A 19,633-nucleotide genomic window follows, 5' to 3' on the forward strand; every position below is an offset into this window, starting at 1 on the left:
CGCTTCAATCCCCCGTCAATCCCGTCAATCCTCTTCCACCACGCGGCGGTAAGCGCCGGGCCGCGAGCCGGTCCAGCGCCTGAATGCCCGGTGGAACGCGCCCGGCTCGGCAAACCCCAGTTCCGCCGCGATATCCGCCACCGGGCGGCCCGAATGGCTGAGCGCCTCGATGGCAAGGTCGCGCCGCAGCCCGTCCTTCAGGTCCTGGTAGCTCACGCCCTCGTCCATCAGGCGGCGCCGCAGCGATGAAGCCGACAGGTTCAGGCTGACCGCCAGCGCCTCGAAGGTGGGCCACAGCTCGGGCCGCTGGTTGCGCAACAGCCGGCGCACGCGCGCCCCGACGCTGCTGCGGTCGGAATACTTCACCACCACGTTATGCGGCGCATCGCGCAGGAACGCCTTCAGGCTGCGCTCGTCCTGGCGCACCGGCTGGTCCAGCAGCGCGGCGTCGAACACCAGCGCCGTGGCCGGCTGGTCAAAGGCAAGCTGGCGCGAGTACATCACGCGGTATTCGGCGCTGTAAGGCGGCTCAGCGTAGTCGAACGCCGCGAGCCGCACCGGCACGCGCCGGCGCAACAGCCAGCTCATCAGTCCATGCAGCATGATCAGCATGGTTTCCTTGGCGAACACGCCGGGCTGCCGCCCCAGCGCCGCGTTGGGCGCGGTCAGCACCAGCGCGGCCTCGTCCCCGTGCCGGTCCAGGCGCACGCCGATATCGTCCAGCAGCAGCCGGAAATACCGCGTAATGCGCTCCAGCCCCTGCCCCAGCGTGCGGCTGCCGAAGACCGCGTGGCACAGCATGGCAAAGCTGCCGCACTTCATGCTGCGCGAATCCTGGCCGAAGAATTCGTCGTCCAGAGCGGCGGCGACCCCCAGCCACAGTTCGCTGTAGCTGGCCGCCGACACCCTGGCCTGCGGCACTGCCAGCAATTCGGGCGCGATGCCGGCGCTGCGCAGCACCGGCCCCGGGTCGATCCCGCGCGCCTGCAGCCCGGCGATGGCGTGGTGGACAAAACAAAGCGCGACGCTGCCTTTTTCCATGGTCCGGCGGGTGGCAAACGAGTTCATGAAGATTGGCGGATTTTGGCATAGGAGCCCGCCCGCGGCGTTCCTACACTGCCCGCAGGCCACGACGCCGAGCGCGCATTCTGCCTCAGATGCGGCGCCGCGCCAACGCGCTTTACATAAAGCCCCCCGCTGAACACCACCACGCCAACCTGCCATGCACAGCGACTACACCGAACAGCAACAGATGATCCGCGACAGCGCGCGCGCCTTTGCCAGCGAGCGCCTGGCCGCCGGCGCCGCCCAGTGGGACCGCGACGGCCGCCTGCCCGAAGAGGTCGTCGCCGAAATGGGCGCGCTGGGCCTGCTCGGCATGATCGTGCCGGAGGACTGGGGCGGCACCTACACCGACTATGTCGCGTACGCGCTCGCCATCGAAGAAATCGCCGCGGGCTGCGCCGCCTGCGCCACGCTGATGAGCGTGCACAACTCGGTCGGCTGCGGCCCGATCCTGCACTACGGCACCGATGCGCAGAAGGAACGCTACCTGGCGCGGCTGGCCAGCGGCGAACTGATCGGCGCCTTCTGCCTGACCGAGCCGCAGGCCGGCTCCGAAGCCCACAACCTGCGCACGCGCGCCCGCTATACCGACAATGGCTGGGTGCTCAACGGCAGCAAGCAGTTCGTCACCAACGGCCAGCGCGCCGGCGTTGCCGTAGTGTTTGCCTCGACCGAGCCGGAGCGCGGCAAGAAAGGCATCTCGGCCTTCCTGGTGCCGACCGACACGCCGGGCTTTGTCGTCCACGCGCCGGAGAAGAAGCTCGGCATCCGCGCCTCGGACACCTGCGCCATCACGCTGGAAGACTGCACCGTGCCGCACGACGCATTGCTGGGCGAGCCTGGCGAGGGGCTGCGCATCGCGCTGTCCAACCTCGAAGGCGGCCGCATCGGCATTGCCGCGCAGGCGATCGGCATTGCGCGTTCGGCGTTCGAGGCCGCGTGCCGCTATGCATCGGAGCGCATCCAGTTCGGCCGCCCGCTGCGCGAGCATCCGCCCATCGCCAACATGCTGGCCGACATGGCCACCGAGCTGAACGCCGCGCGCCTGCTGGTGCACCGTGCCGCGCGCATGCGCAGCGAGGGCGTGCCATGCCTGTCCGAAGCCTCGCAAGCCAAGCTGTACGCATCCGAGCTGGCCGAGCGCGTCTGCTCCAAGGCGCTGCAGATCCACGGCGGCTATGGCTACCTGGAAGACTACCCGGTCGAGCGCCACTACCGCGACGCCCGCATCACCCAGATCTACGAAGGCACCAGCGAGATCCAGCGCATGCTGATCGCGCGCAGCCTGTAATCCCTTGCCAACCACATACAACCACACCGTCCGGAGACAACCATGAGCGCAGTGCCCAAGACCGACAATGCCGTGCCGACCGTACCGCTGCTGATCAACGGCGAATGGGTGGAATCGTCCGCCACCGAGTTCCGCCAGGTGGTCAACCCCGCCACCCAGGAAGTGCTGGCGCGCGTGCCGCTGGCCACCGCCAGCGAAGTCGCCGCCGCCGTCGGCGCCGCGCACCGCGCCTTTGCCACGTGGCGCCACACACCCATCGGCGCACGGCTGCGCATCATGCTGCGCTACCAGGCGCTGATCCGCGAGCACAGCAAGCGCATCGCCGCCATCCTGACCGCCGAACAGGGCAAGACCCTGGCCGATGCCGAGGGCGACATCTTCCGCGGCCTGGAAGTGGTCGAGCACGCCTGCTCGATCGGCACGCTGCAGCAAGGCGGCTTTGCCGAGAACGTCGCCTCCACCGTCGACACCTACACGCTGCAGCAGCCGATCGGCGTCTGCGCCGGCATCACGCCGTTCAACTTCCCGGCGATGATCCCGCTGTGGATGTTCCCGATGGCGATCGTCTGCGGCAACACCTTCGTGCTCAAGCCGTCGGAACAGGACCCGCTGTCGACCATGGAACTGGTCAAGCTGGCGCTGGAAGCCGGCGTGCCGGCGGGCGTGCTGAACGTGGTGCACGGTGCCAAGGATGTGGTCGATGCCCTGTGCACGCATCCGGACATCAAGGCGGTGTCGTTCGTCGGCTCGACCGCGGTCGGCACGCACGTCTACAACCTGGCCGGCGCGCACGGCAAGCGCGTGCAGTCGATGATGGGCGCCAAGAACCACGCCGTGGTGCTGCCCGACGCGCACAAGGAACAGACCCTGAACGCGCTGGCGGGCGCGGGCTTTGGCGCGGCGGGCCAGCGTTGCATGGCCACCTCCGTGGTGGTGCTGGTAGGCGCGGCGCGCGACTGGGTGCCTGAGTTGGTCGAGCGCGCCAAGACCCTGAAGATCGGCGCCGGCGTGGAGCCCGGTACCGATGTCGGCCCGGTGGTCTCGGTGGCAGCAAAGGAGCGCATCCTCGGCCTGATCGCCGCCGGCGAGCGCGAAGGGGCGAAGCTGGTGCTCGACGGCCGCAACGTGCAGGTGCCGGGCTATCCGCAGGGCAACTTCATCGGGCCGACCATCTTCACCGAGGTCGGCACCGACATGACGATCTACACGGAAGAAATCTTCGGGCCGGTGCTGGTGGTGATCGGCGTCGAAACGCTGGACGACGCCATCGCGCTGGTCAACCGCAACCCGTTCGGCAACGGCACCGGCGTGTTCACCCAGAGCGGCGCCGCCGCGCGCAAGTTCCAGAGCGAAATTGACGTCGGCCAGGTTGGCATCAATATCCCGATCCCGGTGCCGGTGCCTTATTTCAGCTTCACCGGCTCGCGTGGTTCCAAGCTGGGCGATCTGGGGCCGTATGGCAAGCAGGTGGTGCAGTTCTACACGCAGACCAAGACGGTGACGGCGCGGTGGTTTGACGATGCGACGGTGAATGACGGGGTGAATACGACGATCAGTTTGAAGTGAGGCGTGGCACGTCGCAACGGCCGACGGTCTGCTCCCCTCTCCCGCAAGCGGGAGAGGGGAGAAAACAAACGTTGTTCAAATACCTTCGCTGAAGGAGACACCCCATGCATATCGCCTTCATCGGCCTGGGCAACATGGGCGCGCCCATGGCGCGCAACCTGCTCAAAGCCGGCCATACCCTGACCGTGTTCGACCTCAATGCCGCCACCGTCGCCGCGCTATGCGCCGACGGCGCAGCCAGTGCAGACACCGCGCGCAAGGCTGTGGCGGAAGCGGATTTTGTCATCACCATGCTGCCCGCCGCCGCACACGTGCGCAGCGCCTACCTTGGCGAAGACGGCGTGCTCGCCGGCGTGCGCCCGGGCGTGCCGCTGGTCGATTCCAGCACCATCGATCCGGCCACCGTGCGCGAGCTGGCCGCCGCCGCCGAGGAGCACGGCAATTCTCTGGCCGATGCCCCCGTCTCCGGCGGCACCGGCGGCGCTCAGGCCGGCACGCTGACCTTCATGGTCGGTGCCACCGAAACCCTGTTCGCTCAGGTGCGCCCGGTGCTGGCCAGCATGGGCCGCAACCTGGTCCACTGCGGCGGCACTGGCACCGGCCAGGTCGCCAAGATCTGCAACAACCTGATCCTGGGTATTTCGATGATCGGCGTGTCCGAGGCGATGGCGCTGGGCGTGAAGCTCGGCATCGACGCCAACGTGCTGGCCGGCATCGTCAATACCTCGACCGGCCGCTGCTGGGCGTCCGATACCTGCAACCCGTGGCCCGGCGTGATCGATACCGCTCCGGCCGGCCGTGGCTACAGCGGCGGCTTCGGCGCCGACCTGATGCTCAAGGACCTGGGCCTCGCCGCCGATGCCGCGCGCAGCGTGAAGCAGCCGCTGTTCCTGGGCGCGCTGGCGCAGCAGGTCTACCAGGCCATGAGCCACGCCGGCGAAGGCCAGCTCGATTTCTCCGGCGTGATCCGCCAGTACCTGTCCGCCACCGACAAGGAGCGCCAGCCATGATCGAATTCGCCCTCGATGGCCACGTCGCCACGCTGACGCTGAGCCGACCGCCCGCCAACGCCTTCACCGCCGACGGCCTGCAGCAGCTGCGCGATCTGGTGGCGATGATCGACGCCAACCCCGAGATTCGCGCCGTCGTTGTCACCGGTGCTGGCGAGAAATTCTTCAGCGCCGGCGCCGATCTGAACGGCTTCGCCGACGGTGATCGTGCCCATGCGCGCGCGATGGCGCAGCAGTTCGGCAGTGCCTTCGAAGCGCTGCAGAACGCGCGCCCCGTGGTCATCGCCGCCATCAACGGCTACGCGATGGGTGGCGGCCTGGAATGCGCGCTGGCCTGCGATATCCGCCTCGCCGAGGAACACGCGCAGATGGCACTGCCCGAAGCCGCCGTGGGCCTGCTGCCGTGCGGCTGCGGCACGCAGACGCTGCCGTGGCTGGTCGGCGAAGGCTGGGCCAAGCGCATGATCCTGACCAACGAACGCGTCGACGCGGCCACCGCGCTGCGCATCGGACTGGTCGAGCAAGTGGTGCCGCGCGGACAGGCGCTGGCCACTGCGCTGGAGATGGCGCAACGCGCCTGCAAGGTCAGCCCGCGCGCCGCGGCGTACAGCAAGCAGCTGGTGCACCTGGCACGCCAGGGCGTGCCGCGCCAGGCAGCGCTGGCCTTGGAGCGCGAGCGCTTTGTCGACCTGTTCGACGGCGCCGACCAGCGCGAAGGCGTCAACGCCTTCCTCGAGAAACGCGCGCCGCAATGGCGCAACGCCTAGGAGCCCGCATGCGCCTGACCGAATCGGCCAACTCGCCGCACCATGCCGGCACGCAGGATGCCGCCGAGCCTGAGGCCCTGTTCGACGTCGTCAACGGCGTCGGCATTGCCACGCTGAACCGGCCGCGCCAGCTCAATGCGCTGTCGTACCCGATGATCGTCGCGCTGGGCGCGCAGCTCGAAACCTGGGCGCAGGACGACGCCATCCGCGCCGTCGTGCTGCGCGGCGCGGGTCCCAAGGCCTTCTGTGCCGGCGGCGATATCCGCGCCCTGTACGACAGCTACCGCGACGGCACACCGCTGCACCGGCGCTTCTTTATCGACGAATACACGCTGGACTACCGCCTGCACCGCTATCCCAAGCCGCTGGTGGCGCTGATGGACGGCGTCGTCATGGGCGGCGGCATGGGGCTGGCGCAGGCCGCGCACCTGCGCATCGTCACCGAGCGCTCGCGCGTGGCCATGCCGGAGACCGGCATCGGGCTGGTGCCGGATGTCGGTGCCAGCCATTTCCTGTCGAAGCTGCCGGTGCAGCTGGCGCTGTATCTCGGCCTGACCGGCGTCACCATCGGCGCCGCCGATGCGCTGCTGTGCGGCCTGGCCGATGCCGCCGTCGACAGCGGCACGCTGGCCACGCTGGAGCAGACACTGGCCGGCATTACGTGGGGCCGCGACGTGCTCGCCGACCTGCGCCATGCGCTGGTGCGCGAACCCGTGACGAGCGCCGCCGACTCACCGCTGCTGCAGGTGCTGCCCGCGCTGCTGCGCCACTTCCCCGCGCATGCCACATTGCCGGAAATCCTGGCCGGCCTGGCGTGCCAGGACGATCCGCTCTACACCGCCTGGGCCACGCGCACCATCGACGTGCTGCGTACGCGCTCGCCGCTGTCGGCGTGTGCCACACGTGAACTGCTGCTGCGCGGCCGGCGCATGGACCTCGCCGACTGCTTCCGCATGGAGCTGGCAGTGGTGGTCAACACCTTCTCGCAAGGGGATTTCATCGAAGGCGTGCGCGCGCTGATCGTCGACAAGGACAACGCGCCGCGCTGGCGCACCACCAGCTATGAGGCGGTGGCGCCGGATGACGCGCAGGCACTGTTCCGGCCATGGTGGGCGCCTGGCGAGCAACCGTTGCCGCTGGCCCTTCCGGCCTGAATGCAACAAGCCAGCACCTGCGCCGCACCCCGCGGCGCAGGTTGCCACGGCATCAGGCCTTGATCAGCCCATCCGCGCGGAACATCGCCTTGATGCCTCGCACGGCTTGCCGGATGCGCGATTCGTTTTCGATCAGCGCGAAACGCACGTACTCGTCGCCGTAGTCGCCAAAGCCGATGCCCGGTGACACCGACACCTTGGCCTTCGCCAGCAACTGCTTGGCGAACTCCAGCGAGCCCAGCGCGCGGTATGGCTCGGGAATGCGCGCCCAGATATACATCGACGCCTTCGGGATCTCCACCGGCCACCCCGCCTCGATCAGCCCCTTCGCCAGCACGTCGCGGCGCGACTGGTATTGCGCGGCGATCTCGCGCACGCATTGCTGGTCGCCTTCCAGCGCGGCGATCGCAGCGATCTGCACCGGCGTGAAGGTGCCGTAGTCGTGATAGCTCTTGATGCGCGTCAGCGCCGCCACCAGGTCGGGGTTGCCGACCATGAAGCCGATGCGCCAGCCCGCCATGTTGTAGCTCTTGGACAGCGTGAAGAACTCCACCGCGATGTCCTTGGCGCCCGGCACCTGCATGATCGAAGGCGCCTGGTAGCCATCGAAGACGATGTCCGCATACGCCAGGTCATGCACGACAAAGATATCGTGCTTGCGCGCCAGCGCGATCACGCGCTCGAAGAAATCAAGCTCGACGCATTGCGCGGTCGGGTTCGACGGAAAGCCCAGCACGATCATCTTGGGCTTGGGATAGCTGCCCCGGATCGCGCGTTCCAGCTCGGCAAAGAAATCGATGCCCGGCACCAGCGGCACCGAACGGATATCCGCCCCTGCAATCACCGCGCCGTAGATATGGATCGGGTAGCTGGGATCGGGCACCAGCACCGTGTCGCCACGATCCAGCGTGGCCAGCATCAGGTGCGCCAGCCCTTCCTTGGAGCCGATGGTGACGATGGCCTCGGTATCCGGGTCGATCTCGACGTCATAGCGCTCGCGGTACCAGTGCGAGATCGCACGCCGCAGCCGCGGGATGCCCTTGGACGTGGAATAGCCGTGCGTGTCGGGCCGCTGCGCCGCCTCGGTGAGCTTGGCCACGATATGCGCCGGCGTGGCGCCATCCGGGTTGCCCATGCTCATGTCGATGATGTCCTCGCCACGGCGGCGGGCGGCCATCTTCAGCTCGGCGGTGATGTTGAAAACGTACGGGGGAAGACGATCGATGCGCGCGAAGCGGCGCTTGCCGGAGGAAGCGGCAGTCATGTGGAGTCCTTTACGTAAGCGCCCGGAACCGTCCGAGCGACGTCGGCAGCCGCTGTTTCGGCTGCCTGGGGACTCATGTTAGCGGGGATGCCACCGTTGCACAACGGGTGTGTGTGCAGATGACTAGAGCCTGCCGCCAGGCAGACCGGTCGGGCGGTTGGCGGGCAGATGGCGCACGATGCAATCGAGCGCGGGAGAATCGGAGCGCCCGCCCAGCGCCGCACTGACCGAATCGCGGTACTGCTGGGCAGAGATGCGCTGGTAGTACAGGCGCGAAGTCTGGTCCAGCCAGTAGACGTAATCGTCGTCGCTGCGGCTGCCGCTGGTGCGCAGCCACTCGCTGATATTGTTCGTGCCGACCATCATGTTCGGGCACGCAGTCCGCAGCGAATCGAGATAGGCATTGAAGTCGGTGGCCTGGCGGCTGCGCACGGCGTCCGGCGCACAGGCGGCCAGCATGGCAACGGATGCCGCGGCGGCGGCGATGATGCGCGACGGCTTGGATGCAGGCAGCACGGCAGTCCTCCCGGCGGTGGCGTTGCCTGCCATCTTATGGCAACGCCGCGCCCGCGTACACACCGTGCCGCCGCCGTGGCTCAGTCGTCCAGCGTCTCGTGCACCGCCGCGTCGCCGCGCTTCCAGTAGGCCGATGTGCGGATGCGCTTCTTGTCGATGCCGCGCTCGCCGACCAGGTAGTGGCGCACGGCCTTCATCGCGGCCGCCTCCCCCGCGGCCCAGACATAGCCTTCGCCCTGAGGCAGCGTGACCTGGCGCAGCGCCCCTTCCAGCAGGCTGCCCTCGGGCGCATCGCCGCGATGCAGCCAGTGCACCTCGACATTGGCCGGGCTCGGCAGTGCGATCTGCGCGGTCGCATCGCCCACTTCCATGACGACGATGGCGCGCGCCTCCGCGCCCAGCTCTTCCAGCCGGCGCCCCACTGCGGGCAGCGCCGTATCGTCGCCGATCAGCAGATGCCAGTCGAAGCCCGTCGGCACCACGAACGAGCCGCGCGGCCCGCCCACGCCCAGGTACTGGCCCGGCCGCGCCTGCGCCGCCCACGTCGAGGCGGGGCCGTCGCCGTGCAGCACGAACTCGATATCCAGCTCCTGCGCGGCAGCATCGTAGCGGCGCGGCGTGTAGTCGCGCGCGGCCGGACGCGGCTGGCCTTCGGGAAAGCTGATGCCGTCCGGGCCCACCTGCGGCAGCACCGGCTTGTCGGCACCATCCACGGGGAAAAAGACCTTGACGTGGTCGTCGAACGAAGCCGAAACAAAGTCTTCCAGCTCGGCGCCGCCCAGCGTGACGCGCAGCAGCTGCGGCGTGACCTGCGTGGTGCGCACCACTTGCAGCAGGCGCATCCTGAGCGGATGGCGCACGCGCTGCACGGACAGATCGCGATGGGATTTAGTAGCGTTTGCAGTCATGGAGGAATTCCTTGGTTGCAGGCCCGGCGCTTGCCGGGCCTGGGTGCCGATCGCACAGGCCAGCGCCAGCGCCACGGCTCAGGCCTTGGGGCCGGCTTCGATCTCCGCAGCTGCGCGCATCAGGATCGCGGCAATGCGGCGCTGCTCGTCGGCGCCGGCTTCGCTGCGCATCACCATGGCGCGCTTGAGCGCGCCACGCGCCTGCATCAGCTCGGGCAGCCAGCCGCCCTGCTCCGGTTCCGGCTGCGGCTCGCCGCTCATGGCCCGGCGCATCCACTCCATCTTGCGGGCCACATGGCGCAGCTTGGCCACCATCACATCGACTCGCTCGCGGTTGGCAGCGAGGTGCGCCTTGCCGGTTTCGGACAACTGGTAGCGCTTCTTGTTGCCTTCGGTGTCGACGGTGGCGTAGCCGACTTCTTCCAGGTAGGTGAGCGCGGGGTACACCACGCCGGGGCTCGGCTTGTAGAAGCCGTTGGTGCGCGTTTCGAGCGCCTTGATCAGTTCGTAGCCGTGGCTGGGTTTTTCTTCGAGCAGGCTGAGCAGCAGCAGTTGCAGGTCGTCGGCGCTGAACTTGCGGCCGCGGCGCCAGTCATCGTTGTCGAAGCCGCCGGGGCCGCCGCCACTGAAGCCGTCGTCGTCTCGGTTGCCCCAGAAGCCGGCGCCGCCTCGGCCCATGGCGTGACGCATGGGGTGCGGAGCGAGTCGCATGAATGCATGGCGTACCGAGCCGTGAGTCGCGTCGGGGTACCTTTGGTGGTGATGATGGTGGCGCATGGGCTCTCCGATCTATCGCAAGATAGATCGTAAGATATATATCGTACGATCTAAAGTCAACCCCGGATCTCGCCACCCCCTGCGCCGAATGCGTGCGTTACCCGCACCAAGTGGGGTTGTCTATCCCGCCCGCCAAGCACCGGAGCCCGGTTTTTAAGCCAATCGATCTACAAAAAGAATGGCGGCAGACACCTGCCGCCATCCAATAGACGATTGCGCTCAGCCAACCTGTGGGGTCGAGAGTCGTTGGACGTCAGCAACACCATCGGGGCACGAGAACCCACGCACACCGCCGCCGACTACCCCAACCGATACCAATAGCACCCGTCCGCGCCCAGCTCACGCACCGCTTCCCTCCGATGCAGCAGGTAGTTCAGATGCGCGATGCTCTCCCCCGTCGCCATCCCCAGCAACCCGCCCGCCCCCGTAATCGGCCGGGAAAACAGTTCGCCGAACACATCCACCGCCCGCTTCGGCTCCGCCAGCGTCCCGCGCAGCCGGTCGAGCGCCTGCAGCTGGCTCGCTCGCAGGTAGTCGATACGGGCGTGCAGCCCGCGGAATGGCTCATTGTGGGCCGGCAGCACCAGCACATCGTCCGGCACGGCCGCCTTGACCTTGTCCAGCGACGACAGCCAGTCTTCCATTGGATCGGCGTCGGGCTCGGTCGGAAACACCGACACATTGGACGAGATCCGCGGCAGGACCTGGTCACCGGAGACGAGCAGCTTCAGTGACGGGCAATAGAGGCAGGCATGCTCGGGGGAATGGCCGGTGCCGACGACGACCGTCCAGTCGTGGTCGCCGATGCGGATGGTGGCGCCGTCTTCCAGGCGCCGGAAGCTCTCCGGCAAGGCGTGGACGAATTTGCCGAAGCCGCCGAAGCGGGTCCGGTAGACCTCGATGGCGTCGTCGTCCCAGCCGGCGCGGCGGTAGAACTCGATGGCGTCGTCGGGTGCGGCGCGGCCGGTATCGGCGGCCAGCACGCGGCACATCAGGTATTCCATCCGGGTCATCCACAGCTGGCAGCCAAATTTGCGCCTGAGCCAGCCGGCCATGCCGATATGGTCGGGATGCATGTGGGTGACGAAGAGCCGCGTCAGGCCATCGGCCAGCGCGCCGCCGTCGCCAAACAGCGTGCGCCACGCCTGCGCCGTTTCGGGCGTCTGCAGGCCGGAGTCGACCGCGGCCCAGCCGGCACCATCGCGGATGGCCCACAGGTTGATATGGTTCAGGCCGAGCGGCATCGGCATGCGCATCCAGAGCACGCCGGGGACGATCTCGCTGGCGCGGCCGGGCTCGGGAGCGTCGCCGCAGGGATAGTCCAGTTCGGGTTTCTTGAGGGGATTGGTGGCGGCGGCGGTATCGGTGGCAGGGGCGCTCATATTGGTCTCGGCGGGGGGGCCGGGCGTGTGCCGGTGGCCCGGCATGCGCCTGTTCCGGCGTTCTGGATACCCCTCACCTTAGCCGAGACGGCAGATTCTTGCCACGGCGGTTGTGCGCCCTGCCCGGCCCGTTGCGGTCGAACGGGCCGGTAATCGCCAGAACCTGCCAGGAGTGACGGCTCAGGGCGCCGGCAGCACCTTCCCCGGATTCAGCAGATTCATCGGATCCAGCGCCCGCTTCACCTGCCACATCAGTTCCAGCTCGACCTGCGACTTGTACCGCACCAGGTCGTCCCGCTTGGCCACGCCGATGCCGTGTTCGGCCGACACCGAACCATTACCCGCATGTGCCAGCCCATCCACCAGCGTCGACACCGGCTCATACCACTGCGCCAGGAAATCCTTCGCCTCCTGGTCCTTGGGCCGCAGCGGGTTGAAGTGGACATTGCCGTCGCCCATATGCCCGTAGATCACCATGCGCGCATCCGGCACCAGCTCCAGCACCCTGGCCGAAGCCTCTTCCACAAACGCCGCGATGCGCGACAGCGGCACCGAGACGTCGCACTTGATGCTGCCGCCAGTGCGCGTCTGCGCGTCGGAGATCTCTTCGCGGATGCGCCAGAAGGTCTGGACGTCGGACAGGCTGGAGGCGACGGCGGCGTCGAGCACCAGCCCCTGGCTGAAGCCGGACTCCAGGATTTCCATCAGCGTGGCGTTGAGGCTTTCGGCGTCGGTGCCGGAAGTCAGTTCGACCAGCACCATCCAGTCATGACGGTCCTGCAGCGGCGCGGCGACGTTGCCGAGGTATTCCAGCACCAGCTCCAGCGCGGGCCGCGAGATCAGTTCGAAGGCGCTGACGGCCTGGCCGGAGAGGCGCTTGGCTTCGCCGAGCAGCGCCACCGCGGCGGCCGGGTTCTTGACCGCGACCAGGGCCACGGCAGTGCTGCGCGGCTGCGGCATTAGCTTGAGCACCGCGCCGGTGATGATGCCGAGCGTCCCTTCGGCGCCGATAAACAGTTGCTTGAGGTCGTAGCCGGTGTTGTCCTTGCGCAGGCCGCGCAGCGACGAGAAGATGCGCCCGTCGGGCAGCACGGCCTCGATGCCGAGCACGAGGTCGCGCATGTTGCCGTAGCGCAGCACCGCGGTGCCGCCGGCATTGGTCGACAGGTTGCCGCCGATCTGGCACGAGCCTTCGGAGCCGATGCGCAGCGGGAACAGGCGCCCTTGCGCTTCGGCCGCGCTGCGTGTGGCGCTCAGCGTGACGCCGGCCTGCACGGTCATGGTGTCGTTGATGGTGTCGACCTCCAGCACGCGGTTCATGCGGCTCAGGTTGACGACCACCGCGGTGCCGCTGTCGTCGGGCACGGCGCCGCCCATCAGCGAGGTATTGCCGCCCTGCGGCACCACCGGCACGCGGTTGGCATGGCACCACTGCAGCACCTGGCTGACCTGCTCGGTCGAGGACGGCAGCACCACCACCTGCGCCTGGCCGCGGTAGATGCCGCGGTAGTCGGTGACATAGGCCTGGGTGTCGGCCTCGCCGGTGCGGCAGGCGTTGGCGCCGACGATGGCTTCCATCGCGCGCAGCGTGGATTCGTGGTTCTGGGGAACGGCATGCATGTGTTGTCCTGGAGCGGGTCAGTACGCGGCGGAGGGCTTGATGTCTGCGGAAACGGCGGCAGCGTCGGCCGGTTGCTCGCGGAACGATGCCGCCAGCTTGCGCGCGGCGTTGGCATAGACCAGCACGTCGACGCCGGTGGCCACGAAGGTGCAGCCCAGTTCGAGGTAGCGGCGCGCCAGCGCGGGATCGGAGGTCAGCGTGCCGGCGGCCTTGCCGCTGGCGATGATGGTGCGCATCGCGCCTTCGATCGCGGCCTGCACTTCGGGATGGCCGGGTCGGCCGCGATGGCCCATCGATGCGGCCAGGTCTGCGGGGCCGATGAAAACGCCGTCGACGCCTTCCACCGCGCAGATGGCTTCCAGGTTCTGCAGCGCGGTGACGGTCTCGGCCTGCACCAGCAGGCAGACCTCGTCATCGGCCACGTCGAGGTAATCGGTGCGCGAACTCCAGCGCGAAGCCCGCGCCACCGCGCTGCCGACGCCACGGATACCTTGCGGCGGGTAGCGCGTGGAGCTGACCAACGCGCGCGCCTGCTCGGCGGTGTCGACCATCGGCACCAGCAGCGTCTTGGCGCCGATATCGAGCAGTTGCTTGATCAGGGCCACGTCGCCGGACACGGCGCGCACCACCGGCTGCGACGGATAGGCGCCTACCGCTTGCAACGCCTGCAAAGTGGTCTGCAGGTCGTTGGGCGCGTGCTCGCCGTCAATCAGCAGCCAGTCGAAGCCGGCGGTGGCCGAGACTTCGGCCAGGTACGGCGTGGCCATCGACAGCCACAGGCCGATCTGCGGCTGGCGCGCGGCCAGCGCGGTCTTGAAGGGATTGTCTGCGGGCATGGGGATTGTTCCTGTTCGATCTGGCGTTTGCCCGGCGCTTCAGCCGAGCTGGCCCTGGCAAAGGTACTTGGTATGCATGTAATCGTCCAGGCCGTGGCGCGAGCCTTCGCGGCCGTAGCCGGATTCCTTGACGCCGCCGAACGGCGCCGCCTCGGCCGCGATCGCGCCTTCGTTGATGCCGACCATGCCGGTTTCCAGCGCCTGTGCGACGCGCCAGATGCGTCGCACATCGTTGGAATAGAAGTATGCGGCCAGCCCGAACGGCGTGTCGTTGGCGTCGCGGATCACTTCGGCTTCGTCGCGGAAACGGAGGATCGGCGCGACCGGGCCGAAGGTCTCTTCGCACGACAGTTCCATTGCCGGCGTGGCGTCGACCAGCACGGTCGGCGCGTAGTAGTGCGGACCGTCTTCCGTGCGCACGCGCTTGCCGCCGGTGACCACGCGCGCGCCGCGGGCGACGGCGTCGTCGACGTGGCGGGCGATCTTGTCGACGGCGCGCGCATTGATCATCGGGCCGATCTGCGCGGCGTCTTCCGTCGCGGGGCCGACATGGAGCGCGCCGACGCGTTGCGCCAGCCGCTCGACAAAGTCATCGTGGACCGCCTCATGGACATAGATGCGGTTCGGGCAGACGCAGGTCTGGCCGCCGTTGCGGAACTTGGACGCCATCAGGCCGTCGACCGCGGCGTCCAGGTCGGCATCCTCGAACACGATGAACGGAGCGTTGCCGCCCAGTTCCAGCGACAGCTTCTTCAGCGTGGCGGCGGATTCGCGCGCCAGGTGCTTGCCCACCGGCGTGGAGCCGGTGAAGGTGACCTTGCGCACGCGGCTGTCGGCCAGCCAGGCATCGACCACGGCGGGCGTATGCTCGCGCGAGGCGCTGACCATGTTGAGCACGCCTGCCGGAATGCCGGCCTGCTGTGCCAGCCATGCCAGCGCCAGCGCCGTCAGCGGCGTGTCTTCGGCGGGCTTGGCCACCACGGTGCAGCCGGCGGCGAGCGCGGGAGCGATCTTGCGGGCGATCATCGCCAGCGGGAAATTCCACGGCGTGATCGCGGCGACCACGCCTACCGGCTCCTTGAGGACCAGCAGTTTGCGGCCCGGCACCGCTTCCGCGACGATGTCGCCGCAGATGCGGGTCGCTTCCTCGGCGAACCATTCGACGTAGGATGCGCCGTACTGCACCTCGCCGCGTGCTTCCTTGAGCGGCTTGCCTTGCTCGGTGGAGATGATGCGCGCCAGGTCTTCCTGGTGCTGCAGGATCAGTGCGTGCCAGCGCTTGATCAGCTGCGCACGCTCGCGCGCGGTGCGCCGGCTCCATGCCGGAAATGCGGCGGCGGCTGCGTCCACCGCCAGGCGCGCATCGCCGGCATCGCTATCCGGCACGCTGGCAAAGGCCTCGCCGGTGGCGGGATCGGACACGGACAGGCGAGCGCCCAGGCCGGCATCGCGCCATTGGTCGTCAATCAGGTTCTGGGTGCGCAGCAGCGCGGGCTCGGCAAGGTTCAGGGCCATCGGGAATCGATTCAAAAAATGGTGGGACAGCCGGCAATCAGCTGACGATGCCGAGGTGCCAGGGTACGAACTCGTTGTCGCCCAAACCCAGAAGCTCGCTCTTGGTCGGCTCGCCGGAAGCGGCGCGCAGGATATGCCGGAAGATGCGCTCGCCCATCTCGGGCACGGTCAGTCCGCCGTCGAGCACGAGCCCGCAGTTGATGTCCATGTCCTCTTCCAGCCGCTGGTACATGGCGGAGTTGGAGGCGAGCTTGATCGTCGGGGCGGGCTTGGAGCCGAACATCGAGCCGCGGCCGGTGGTGAAGCAGATCAGGTTGGCACCGCTGGCAATCTGCCCGGTCACGGCGACCGGGTCGTAGCCAGGCGAGTCCATGAAGACAAAGCCGGCCCGGTCGATCGGCTCGGCATACTCGTACACTGCCTGCAGCGGCGTGGTGCCGCCCTTCATCGCCGAGCCCAGCGATTTCTCGAAGATATTGGCGAGCCCGCCCTGCTGGTTGCCGTGGCCGACCACGCCGTTGAACTGCGCGTTCTGGCCGGCGGTGTAGCGCTCCCACCAGGCCAGCCGGTCGAGCAGCTTCTGCCCGACTTCCGGCGTGACGGCGCGGCGCGTCAGCATGAATTCGACGCCGTGGATCTCCGGCGTTTCCGACAGGATGGCGGTGCCGCCGTGGCGCACCAGGAGGTCCATGGCCGCGCCCAGCGCCGGGTTGGCGCTGATGCCCGAGAAGCCGTCCGAGCCGCCGCACTCCAGCCCGATCTTGAGATGGCTGGCCGGCACCGGCTGGCGCACCGCGGCATTGGCCGCGGGCAGCATCGCCTCGACCGCGCGGATGCCCGCCGCGATGGTGGCGCGCGTACCGCCGGTGTCCTGCATCACCAGCGTATGCACAGCGGGTCCGGGTTCCAGGCCCTGCGATTCCACCAGCGATGCGACCTGGTTGCGCTCGCAGCCCAGCCCGACGATCAGCACGCCAGCCAGGTTGGGATGGCGCGCATAGCCCGCCAGCGTGCGCCGCAGCACATCGAAATGCTCGCTCGGCGACGACATGCCGCAGCCGCTGGTCTGCGCAAACGCGACCACGCCATCGACATTGGGATAGGCCGCCAGCCGTTCCGGCGTGAAATGCGCGGCAATCTGACGGATCACCGTCGACGAGCAATTCACCGAAGACAGGATACCGATGAAATTGCGCGTGCCCACGCGGCCATCGGCGCGCACGAAGCCGTTGAACGTGGCGCGCTGCGCCTCGGGCACGTAGTCGACCGGCCGCACGTCCTGGCAGAACGCGGGATCGCGATAGAAATCGACCAGCGTCAGGTTGTGCGAATGCACATGCTCGCCGGGCACGATATCGCGCGCGGCCACGCCGATCACGGTATCGAACTTGCGCACCGGCGTGCCGGCGGCAATGGCACAGGCCGCGATCTTGTGGCCGGCCGGCACCTGCGCGCGCACACGCACCGCGGGTTCGGCAAGCTGCTGGCCCAGCGACAGTTCATGCCGGGCGACCAGCACGTTGTCGTTGGCGTGCAGGCGGATGACGGGATTGGGCTTCACTTGGGATTCGCTGTGGTGGACGGCTGGTGGTGCAACTGCGCTCAGCTTTGCTGCAGCAGTTCCTTGAGCTTCAGGCGCTTGATCAGCTCGGTTTCCTGCGCATAGATGCTGGCCACGTACTTCTTGTAGTCGGGACCGTCCAGGTACATCAGCGGCGCATCCAGCCGTGCCGCGACCTGCTTGAACTCATTGCTCGCCACCGCGGCGCGGAAGGCATCGCGCAGCGTCTTCTCGATGGCGGGCGGCAGGCCCTTGGGCGCGCCGATGCCGTTGGGCGCTTCCACTACGACGTTGTAGCCGAGCTCCTTCAGCGTGGGCGTGTCCTTGAAGCGCGATGCGCGCTGCCCGCCCCAGGTCGCCAGCAGGCGCAGCTTGCCGGCTTCCACATGCGGCGCCCACGAGCTGGAATCCGCCAGCAGTTCCACCTGGCCCGCCAGCACGTCCTGCAGCGCGGCGGCACCGCCCTTGTAGGCGATCGCGTTGAACTGCACGCCCGCGGCCAGCGCAAACTGCTCCATGCCGACATGGGTCGCGCCGCCGATGCCGGCGTGCGCATAGGTGATCTTGCCGGGGCTCGCCTTGGCTGCCGCGACCACGTCCTGCAGCGTCTTGTAGGGCGAGCCGGTCGGCACGGCGATGCCGAAGGTCTGGCCCGAGGTGCGCGCCAGGTAGGTCAGCTCGGTGCGCGGGTCCAGCTGCAGCATGCCGAGCTGGGCAAAGCGCGTGACCGAGATGGGGATCTGGCCGATGGTGTAGCCGTCCGGCGTGGCGCGCGCCAGCGCCTTGGTGCCGATCATGCCGGAAGCGCCAGCGCGGTTTTCCACCACGATCGATTGCTTGAGGATGCCGCCGGCCACCTGGCACAGCGCGCGCATCGACTGGTCTGCCGTGCCGCCGACCGGCCACGGGCAGATAAAGGTGATCGGACGCTCTGGATACGCGGAGGCCAGCGCGCGCGAGCCCGGCAGCAGCACGCCGGCAGCACCGGCAGCAACGCCGGCGGCGGCGCCGATGAGCAGGTTGCGGCGCTTCAGGTCGATGGGGAGTCCTTGGGTCATTTGCGGGTGTCTCCATGTTTTGATTATGGGCGACCGGTGCGGGCCCGGCGTCGTCATGCCAGGCATTCTCTCGCCGCCGTACATAACAATCCAATCAAAAACCAGCATTGCTTCATAACGTTTTCGTTAGGTAGACTGCGGGCCATGGTCAAGATCGATCGCGCGCTGCGCTCCAATATCAAGCTGCGCCATCTGCAATTGCTGGTGGCGCTGGATGAATTCCGCCATCTCGGGCGCACCGCGGAATTCCTGTCGGTGAGCCAGCCCGCGGTGTCGCGGGTGCTGACCGAAGTCGAGAAGATGCTGGGGCTGACGCTGTTCACGCGCTCGACGCGCGGCACCGAGCCCACGCCCGCCGGCGAGTCGCTGGTGCGCTTCGCGCGCTCGGTGCTGGCGCAGTACGAGCAGACCCGCGATGAAATCGCGGCGGTGCAGAGCGGCGCGTCGGGACGCGTGCAGGTGGGCTCGATGGGCGCCGGCTTGCCTGTTCTGGTGGCGCGCGCGGTGGGGCTGCTCAAGGACCGCCATGCGCGTGCCACCGTGCTGGTGGAGGAAGGCGACCTGACGCACCTGCTGCCCAAGCTGCGGCTGCGCGAACTGGACCTGATCGTCGGCCGGCTGGAGCCAGGCTACGCCGCGCCCGATCTTGTGACAGAGGCCTTGTATGACGAGCCGATGGTGGTGGTAGTCAAGCGCGGCCACAAGCTCGCGCGCAAGACGCGGCCGGGCTGGGCCGACCTGGCCGCGATGCCGTGCGTGCTGCCGCCGCCGTGGGCATCGCTGCGGGTGAAGATCGAGCAGGCGTTCTACCGCTACGGGCTGCATCCGCCGCAGGACGTGATCGAGACGTCGTCCTACCTGGCGCTGGCGACCTTCGTCGGCCAGCGCGGCGCGGCCGGGTTCATGGCGCAATCGGTGGCGCGGGCCATGCAGGCTGAAGGCAGGCTGCAGGTGCTGTCGATCGATGTGCCGGTGGAACTGCCGCCGGTCGGCATCATCACGCTGCGCGAACGCGCGCCGTCGCTCAGCGCGGAACAGATGCTCGCCTGCCTGCGCCAGGCCGCCGCGGAAGTGGCCTAGCCCCGCGCCAGCAGCGCCGGCACCCGCAGTGGCACCTGCTGCACCGCGCAAAACTGATACGGTATTTTTTCGTGGAGGTGATGCTGTTATTCCTGAGGACCGATCGGTAGGATGATCTCCGGCAGTCGGCCCAGGTTGTGCCCGCGCCGCCCACTGCGGCGAAATGTCACTCGCCCGGCATGCTGCCCATCGCGCTGCACGCGGCGTACACTACGCTTACCGCACGCGCCTACGGCCCGCGCCCCCGGCGCGCCCCCGCCGA

The 19,633-nt window shown here is 68.2% G+C and carries 17 protein-coding genes; 6 read left to right on the top strand and 11 right to left on the bottom strand.

The window, feature by feature from the left end:
* Window positions 1-24: 24 nt before the first annotated feature.
* On the bottom strand, window positions 25-1,041 hold the full coding sequence (locus AC5WJ1_RS17300; RefSeq protein WP_135703935.1) for an AraC family transcriptional regulator: 1,017 nt from the start codon (window positions 1,039-1,041) through the stop codon (window positions 25-27).
* A 181-nt stretch (window positions 1,042-1,222) separates the two neighbouring features.
* On the opposite strand from AC5WJ1_RS17300, the gene AC5WJ1_RS17305 reads away from it, so the two are divergent.
* From AC5WJ1_RS17305 to AC5WJ1_RS17325, 5 genes are all read left to right on the top strand, one after another.
* On the top strand, window positions 1,223-2,356 hold the full coding sequence (locus tag AC5WJ1_RS17305; RefSeq protein ID WP_133093230.1) for an acyl-CoA dehydrogenase family protein: 1,134 nt from the start codon (window positions 1,223-1,225) through the stop codon (window positions 2,354-2,356).
* Window positions 2,357-2,398: 42 nt separating this feature from the next.
* Window positions 2,399-3,922 carry a CoA-acylating methylmalonate-semialdehyde dehydrogenase gene (locus AC5WJ1_RS17310; RefSeq protein WP_434034068.1) on the top strand — a complete coding sequence of 508 codons (1,524 nt, stop codon included), beginning with the start codon at window positions 2,399-2,401 and terminating at the stop codon, window positions 3,920-3,922.
* 104 nt (window positions 3,923-4,026) lie between these two features.
* Complete coding sequence (gene mmsB / locus AC5WJ1_RS17315; protein ID WP_494476803.1) at window positions 4,027-4,932, top strand: 3-hydroxyisobutyrate dehydrogenase; 906 nt, start codon at window positions 4,027-4,029, stop codon at window positions 4,930-4,932.
* Entirely contained in the window at window positions 4,929-5,699 is a 771-nt protein-coding gene (locus AC5WJ1_RS17320) for an enoyl-CoA hydratase (protein ID WP_494476804.1), read from the top strand. The genes mmsB and AC5WJ1_RS17320 overlap by 4 nt, the downstream gene beginning before the upstream one ends.
* 8 nt (window positions 5,700-5,707) lie before the next feature.
* A complete protein-coding gene (locus tag AC5WJ1_RS17325) occupies window positions 5,708-6,853 on the top strand; it encodes an enoyl-CoA hydratase/isomerase family protein (RefSeq protein WP_135702522.1) in 1,146 nt (381 codons plus the stop codon).
* Between the two features lie 52 nt (window positions 6,854-6,905).
* Here AC5WJ1_RS17325 and alaC read toward each other — a convergent pair whose 3' ends face one another.
* The 10 genes from alaC to AC5WJ1_RS17375 form a co-directional block, all read right to left on the bottom strand.
* Window positions 6,906-8,117: an alanine transaminase gene (gene alaC, locus AC5WJ1_RS17330; RefSeq protein WP_494476805.1), complete on the bottom strand. Its 1,212-nt coding sequence runs from the start codon at window positions 8,115-8,117 to the stop codon at window positions 6,906-6,908.
* A gap of 123 nt (window positions 8,118-8,240) precedes the next feature.
* Window positions 8,241-8,633, bottom strand: coding sequence for a hypothetical protein (locus AC5WJ1_RS17335; RefSeq protein ID WP_133093236.1), 393 nt, complete (start codon window positions 8,631-8,633; stop codon window positions 8,241-8,243).
* 80 nt (window positions 8,634-8,713) lie between these two features.
* Window positions 8,714-9,541, bottom strand: a complete 828-nt coding sequence (locus AC5WJ1_RS17340; protein WP_494476806.1) for a siderophore-interacting protein — start codon at window positions 9,539-9,541, stop codon at window positions 8,714-8,716.
* Window positions 9,542-9,619: 78 nt separating this feature from the next.
* Entirely contained in the window at window positions 9,620-10,318 is a 699-nt protein-coding gene (locus AC5WJ1_RS17345) for a PadR family transcriptional regulator (protein WP_494476807.1), read from the bottom strand.
* Between the two features lie 299 nt (window positions 10,319-10,617).
* Window positions 10,618-11,700, bottom strand: coding sequence for an MBL fold metallo-hydrolase (locus AC5WJ1_RS17350; protein WP_494476808.1), 1,083 nt, complete (start codon window positions 11,698-11,700; stop codon window positions 10,618-10,620).
* A gap of 180 nt (window positions 11,701-11,880) precedes the next feature.
* Entirely contained in the window at window positions 11,881-13,278 is a 1,398-nt protein-coding gene (locus tag AC5WJ1_RS17355; protein WP_494476988.1) for an FAD-binding oxidoreductase, read from the bottom strand.
* Window positions 13,279-13,338: 60 nt separating this feature from the next.
* The gene (gene hpaI, locus AC5WJ1_RS17360) at window positions 13,339-14,157 is read right to left on the bottom strand and encodes a 4-hydroxy-2-oxoheptanedioate aldolase (RefSeq protein ID WP_494476809.1); all 819 of its coding nucleotides are present in this window, start codon (window positions 14,155-14,157) and stop codon (window positions 13,339-13,341) included.
* A gap of 39 nt (window positions 14,158-14,196) precedes the next feature.
* The gene (locus tag AC5WJ1_RS17365) at window positions 14,197-15,672 is read right to left on the bottom strand and encodes an NAD-dependent succinate-semialdehyde dehydrogenase (protein WP_494476810.1); all 1,476 of its coding nucleotides are present in this window, start codon (window positions 15,670-15,672) and stop codon (window positions 14,197-14,199) included.
* A gap of 37 nt (window positions 15,673-15,709) precedes the next feature.
* Entirely contained in the window at window positions 15,710-17,233 is a 1,524-nt protein-coding gene (locus AC5WJ1_RS17370; RefSeq protein ID WP_494476811.1) for a UxaA family hydrolase, read from the bottom strand.
* A gap of 41 nt (window positions 17,234-17,274) precedes the next feature.
* Window positions 17,275-18,291 (bottom strand): tripartite tricarboxylate transporter substrate binding protein, encoded by a 1,017-nt coding sequence (locus AC5WJ1_RS17375; RefSeq protein WP_494476812.1) that lies wholly within the window; start codon window positions 18,289-18,291, stop codon window positions 17,275-17,277.
* Between the two features lie 144 nt (window positions 18,292-18,435).
* Between AC5WJ1_RS17375 and AC5WJ1_RS17380 the strand changes: the two genes are divergently transcribed.
* Window positions 18,436-19,371 (top strand): LysR substrate-binding domain-containing protein, encoded by a 936-nt coding sequence (locus AC5WJ1_RS17380; RefSeq protein WP_494476813.1) that lies wholly within the window; start codon window positions 18,436-18,438, stop codon window positions 19,369-19,371.
* Window positions 19,372-19,633: the final 262 nt, after the last annotated feature.

It is taken from the genome of Cupriavidus sp. MEYA8 (assembly GCF_059278825.1).

What these genes read in the sequence shown, in the direction of transcription:
- AC5WJ1_RS17320 (WP_494476804.1), top strand. Translation starts at nt 4,929, where the DNA reads ATGATCGAATTCGCCCTCGATGGCCACGTCGCCACGCTGACGCTGAGC.
- AC5WJ1_RS17350 (WP_494476808.1), bottom strand. Translation starts at nt 11,700, where the DNA reads ATGAGCGCCCCTGCCACCGATACCGCCGCCGCCACCAATCCCCTCAAG.
- AC5WJ1_RS17365 (WP_494476810.1), bottom strand. Translation starts at nt 15,672, where the DNA reads ATGGCCCTGAACCTTGCCGAGCCCGCGCTGCTGCGCACCCAGAACCTG.
- AC5WJ1_RS17325 (WP_135702522.1), top strand. Translation starts at nt 5,708, where the DNA reads ATGCGCCTGACCGAATCGGCCAACTCGCCGCACCATGCCGGCACGCAG.
- AC5WJ1_RS17305 (WP_133093230.1), top strand. Translation starts at nt 1,223, where the DNA reads ATGCACAGCGACTACACCGAACAGCAACAGATGATCCGCGACAGCGCG.
- mmsB (WP_494476803.1), top strand. Translation starts at nt 4,027, where the DNA reads ATGCATATCGCCTTCATCGGCCTGGGCAACATGGGCGCGCCCATGGCG.
- AC5WJ1_RS17380 (WP_494476813.1), top strand. Translation starts at nt 18,436, where the DNA reads ATGGTCAAGATCGATCGCGCGCTGCGCTCCAATATCAAGCTGCGCCAT.
- AC5WJ1_RS17340 (WP_494476806.1), bottom strand. Translation starts at nt 9,541, where the DNA reads ATGACTGCAAACGCTACTAAATCCCATCGCGATCTGTCCGTGCAGCGC.
- AC5WJ1_RS17375 (WP_494476812.1), bottom strand. Translation starts at nt 18,291, where the DNA reads ATGACCCAAGGACTCCCCATCGACCTGAAGCGCCGCAACCTGCTCATC.
- AC5WJ1_RS17300 (WP_135703935.1), bottom strand. Translation starts at nt 1,041, where the DNA reads ATGGAAAAAGGCAGCGTCGCGCTTTGTTTTGTCCACCACGCCATCGCC.
- hpaI (WP_494476809.1), bottom strand. Translation starts at nt 14,157, where the DNA reads ATGCCCGCAGACAATCCCTTCAAGACCGCGCTGGCCGCGCGCCAGCCG.
- AC5WJ1_RS17345 (WP_494476807.1), bottom strand. Translation starts at nt 10,318, where the DNA reads ATGCGCCACCATCATCACCACCAAAGGTACCCCGACGCGACTCACGGC.
- AC5WJ1_RS17355 (WP_494476988.1), bottom strand. Translation starts at nt 13,278, where the DNA reads ATGGAAGCCATCGTCGGCGCCAACGCCTGCCGCACCGGCGAGGCCGAC.
- AC5WJ1_RS17310 (WP_434034068.1), top strand. Translation starts at nt 2,399, where the DNA reads ATGAGCGCAGTGCCCAAGACCGACAATGCCGTGCCGACCGTACCGCTG.
- alaC (WP_494476805.1), bottom strand. Translation starts at nt 8,117, where the DNA reads ATGACTGCCGCTTCCTCCGGCAAGCGCCGCTTCGCGCGCATCGATCGT.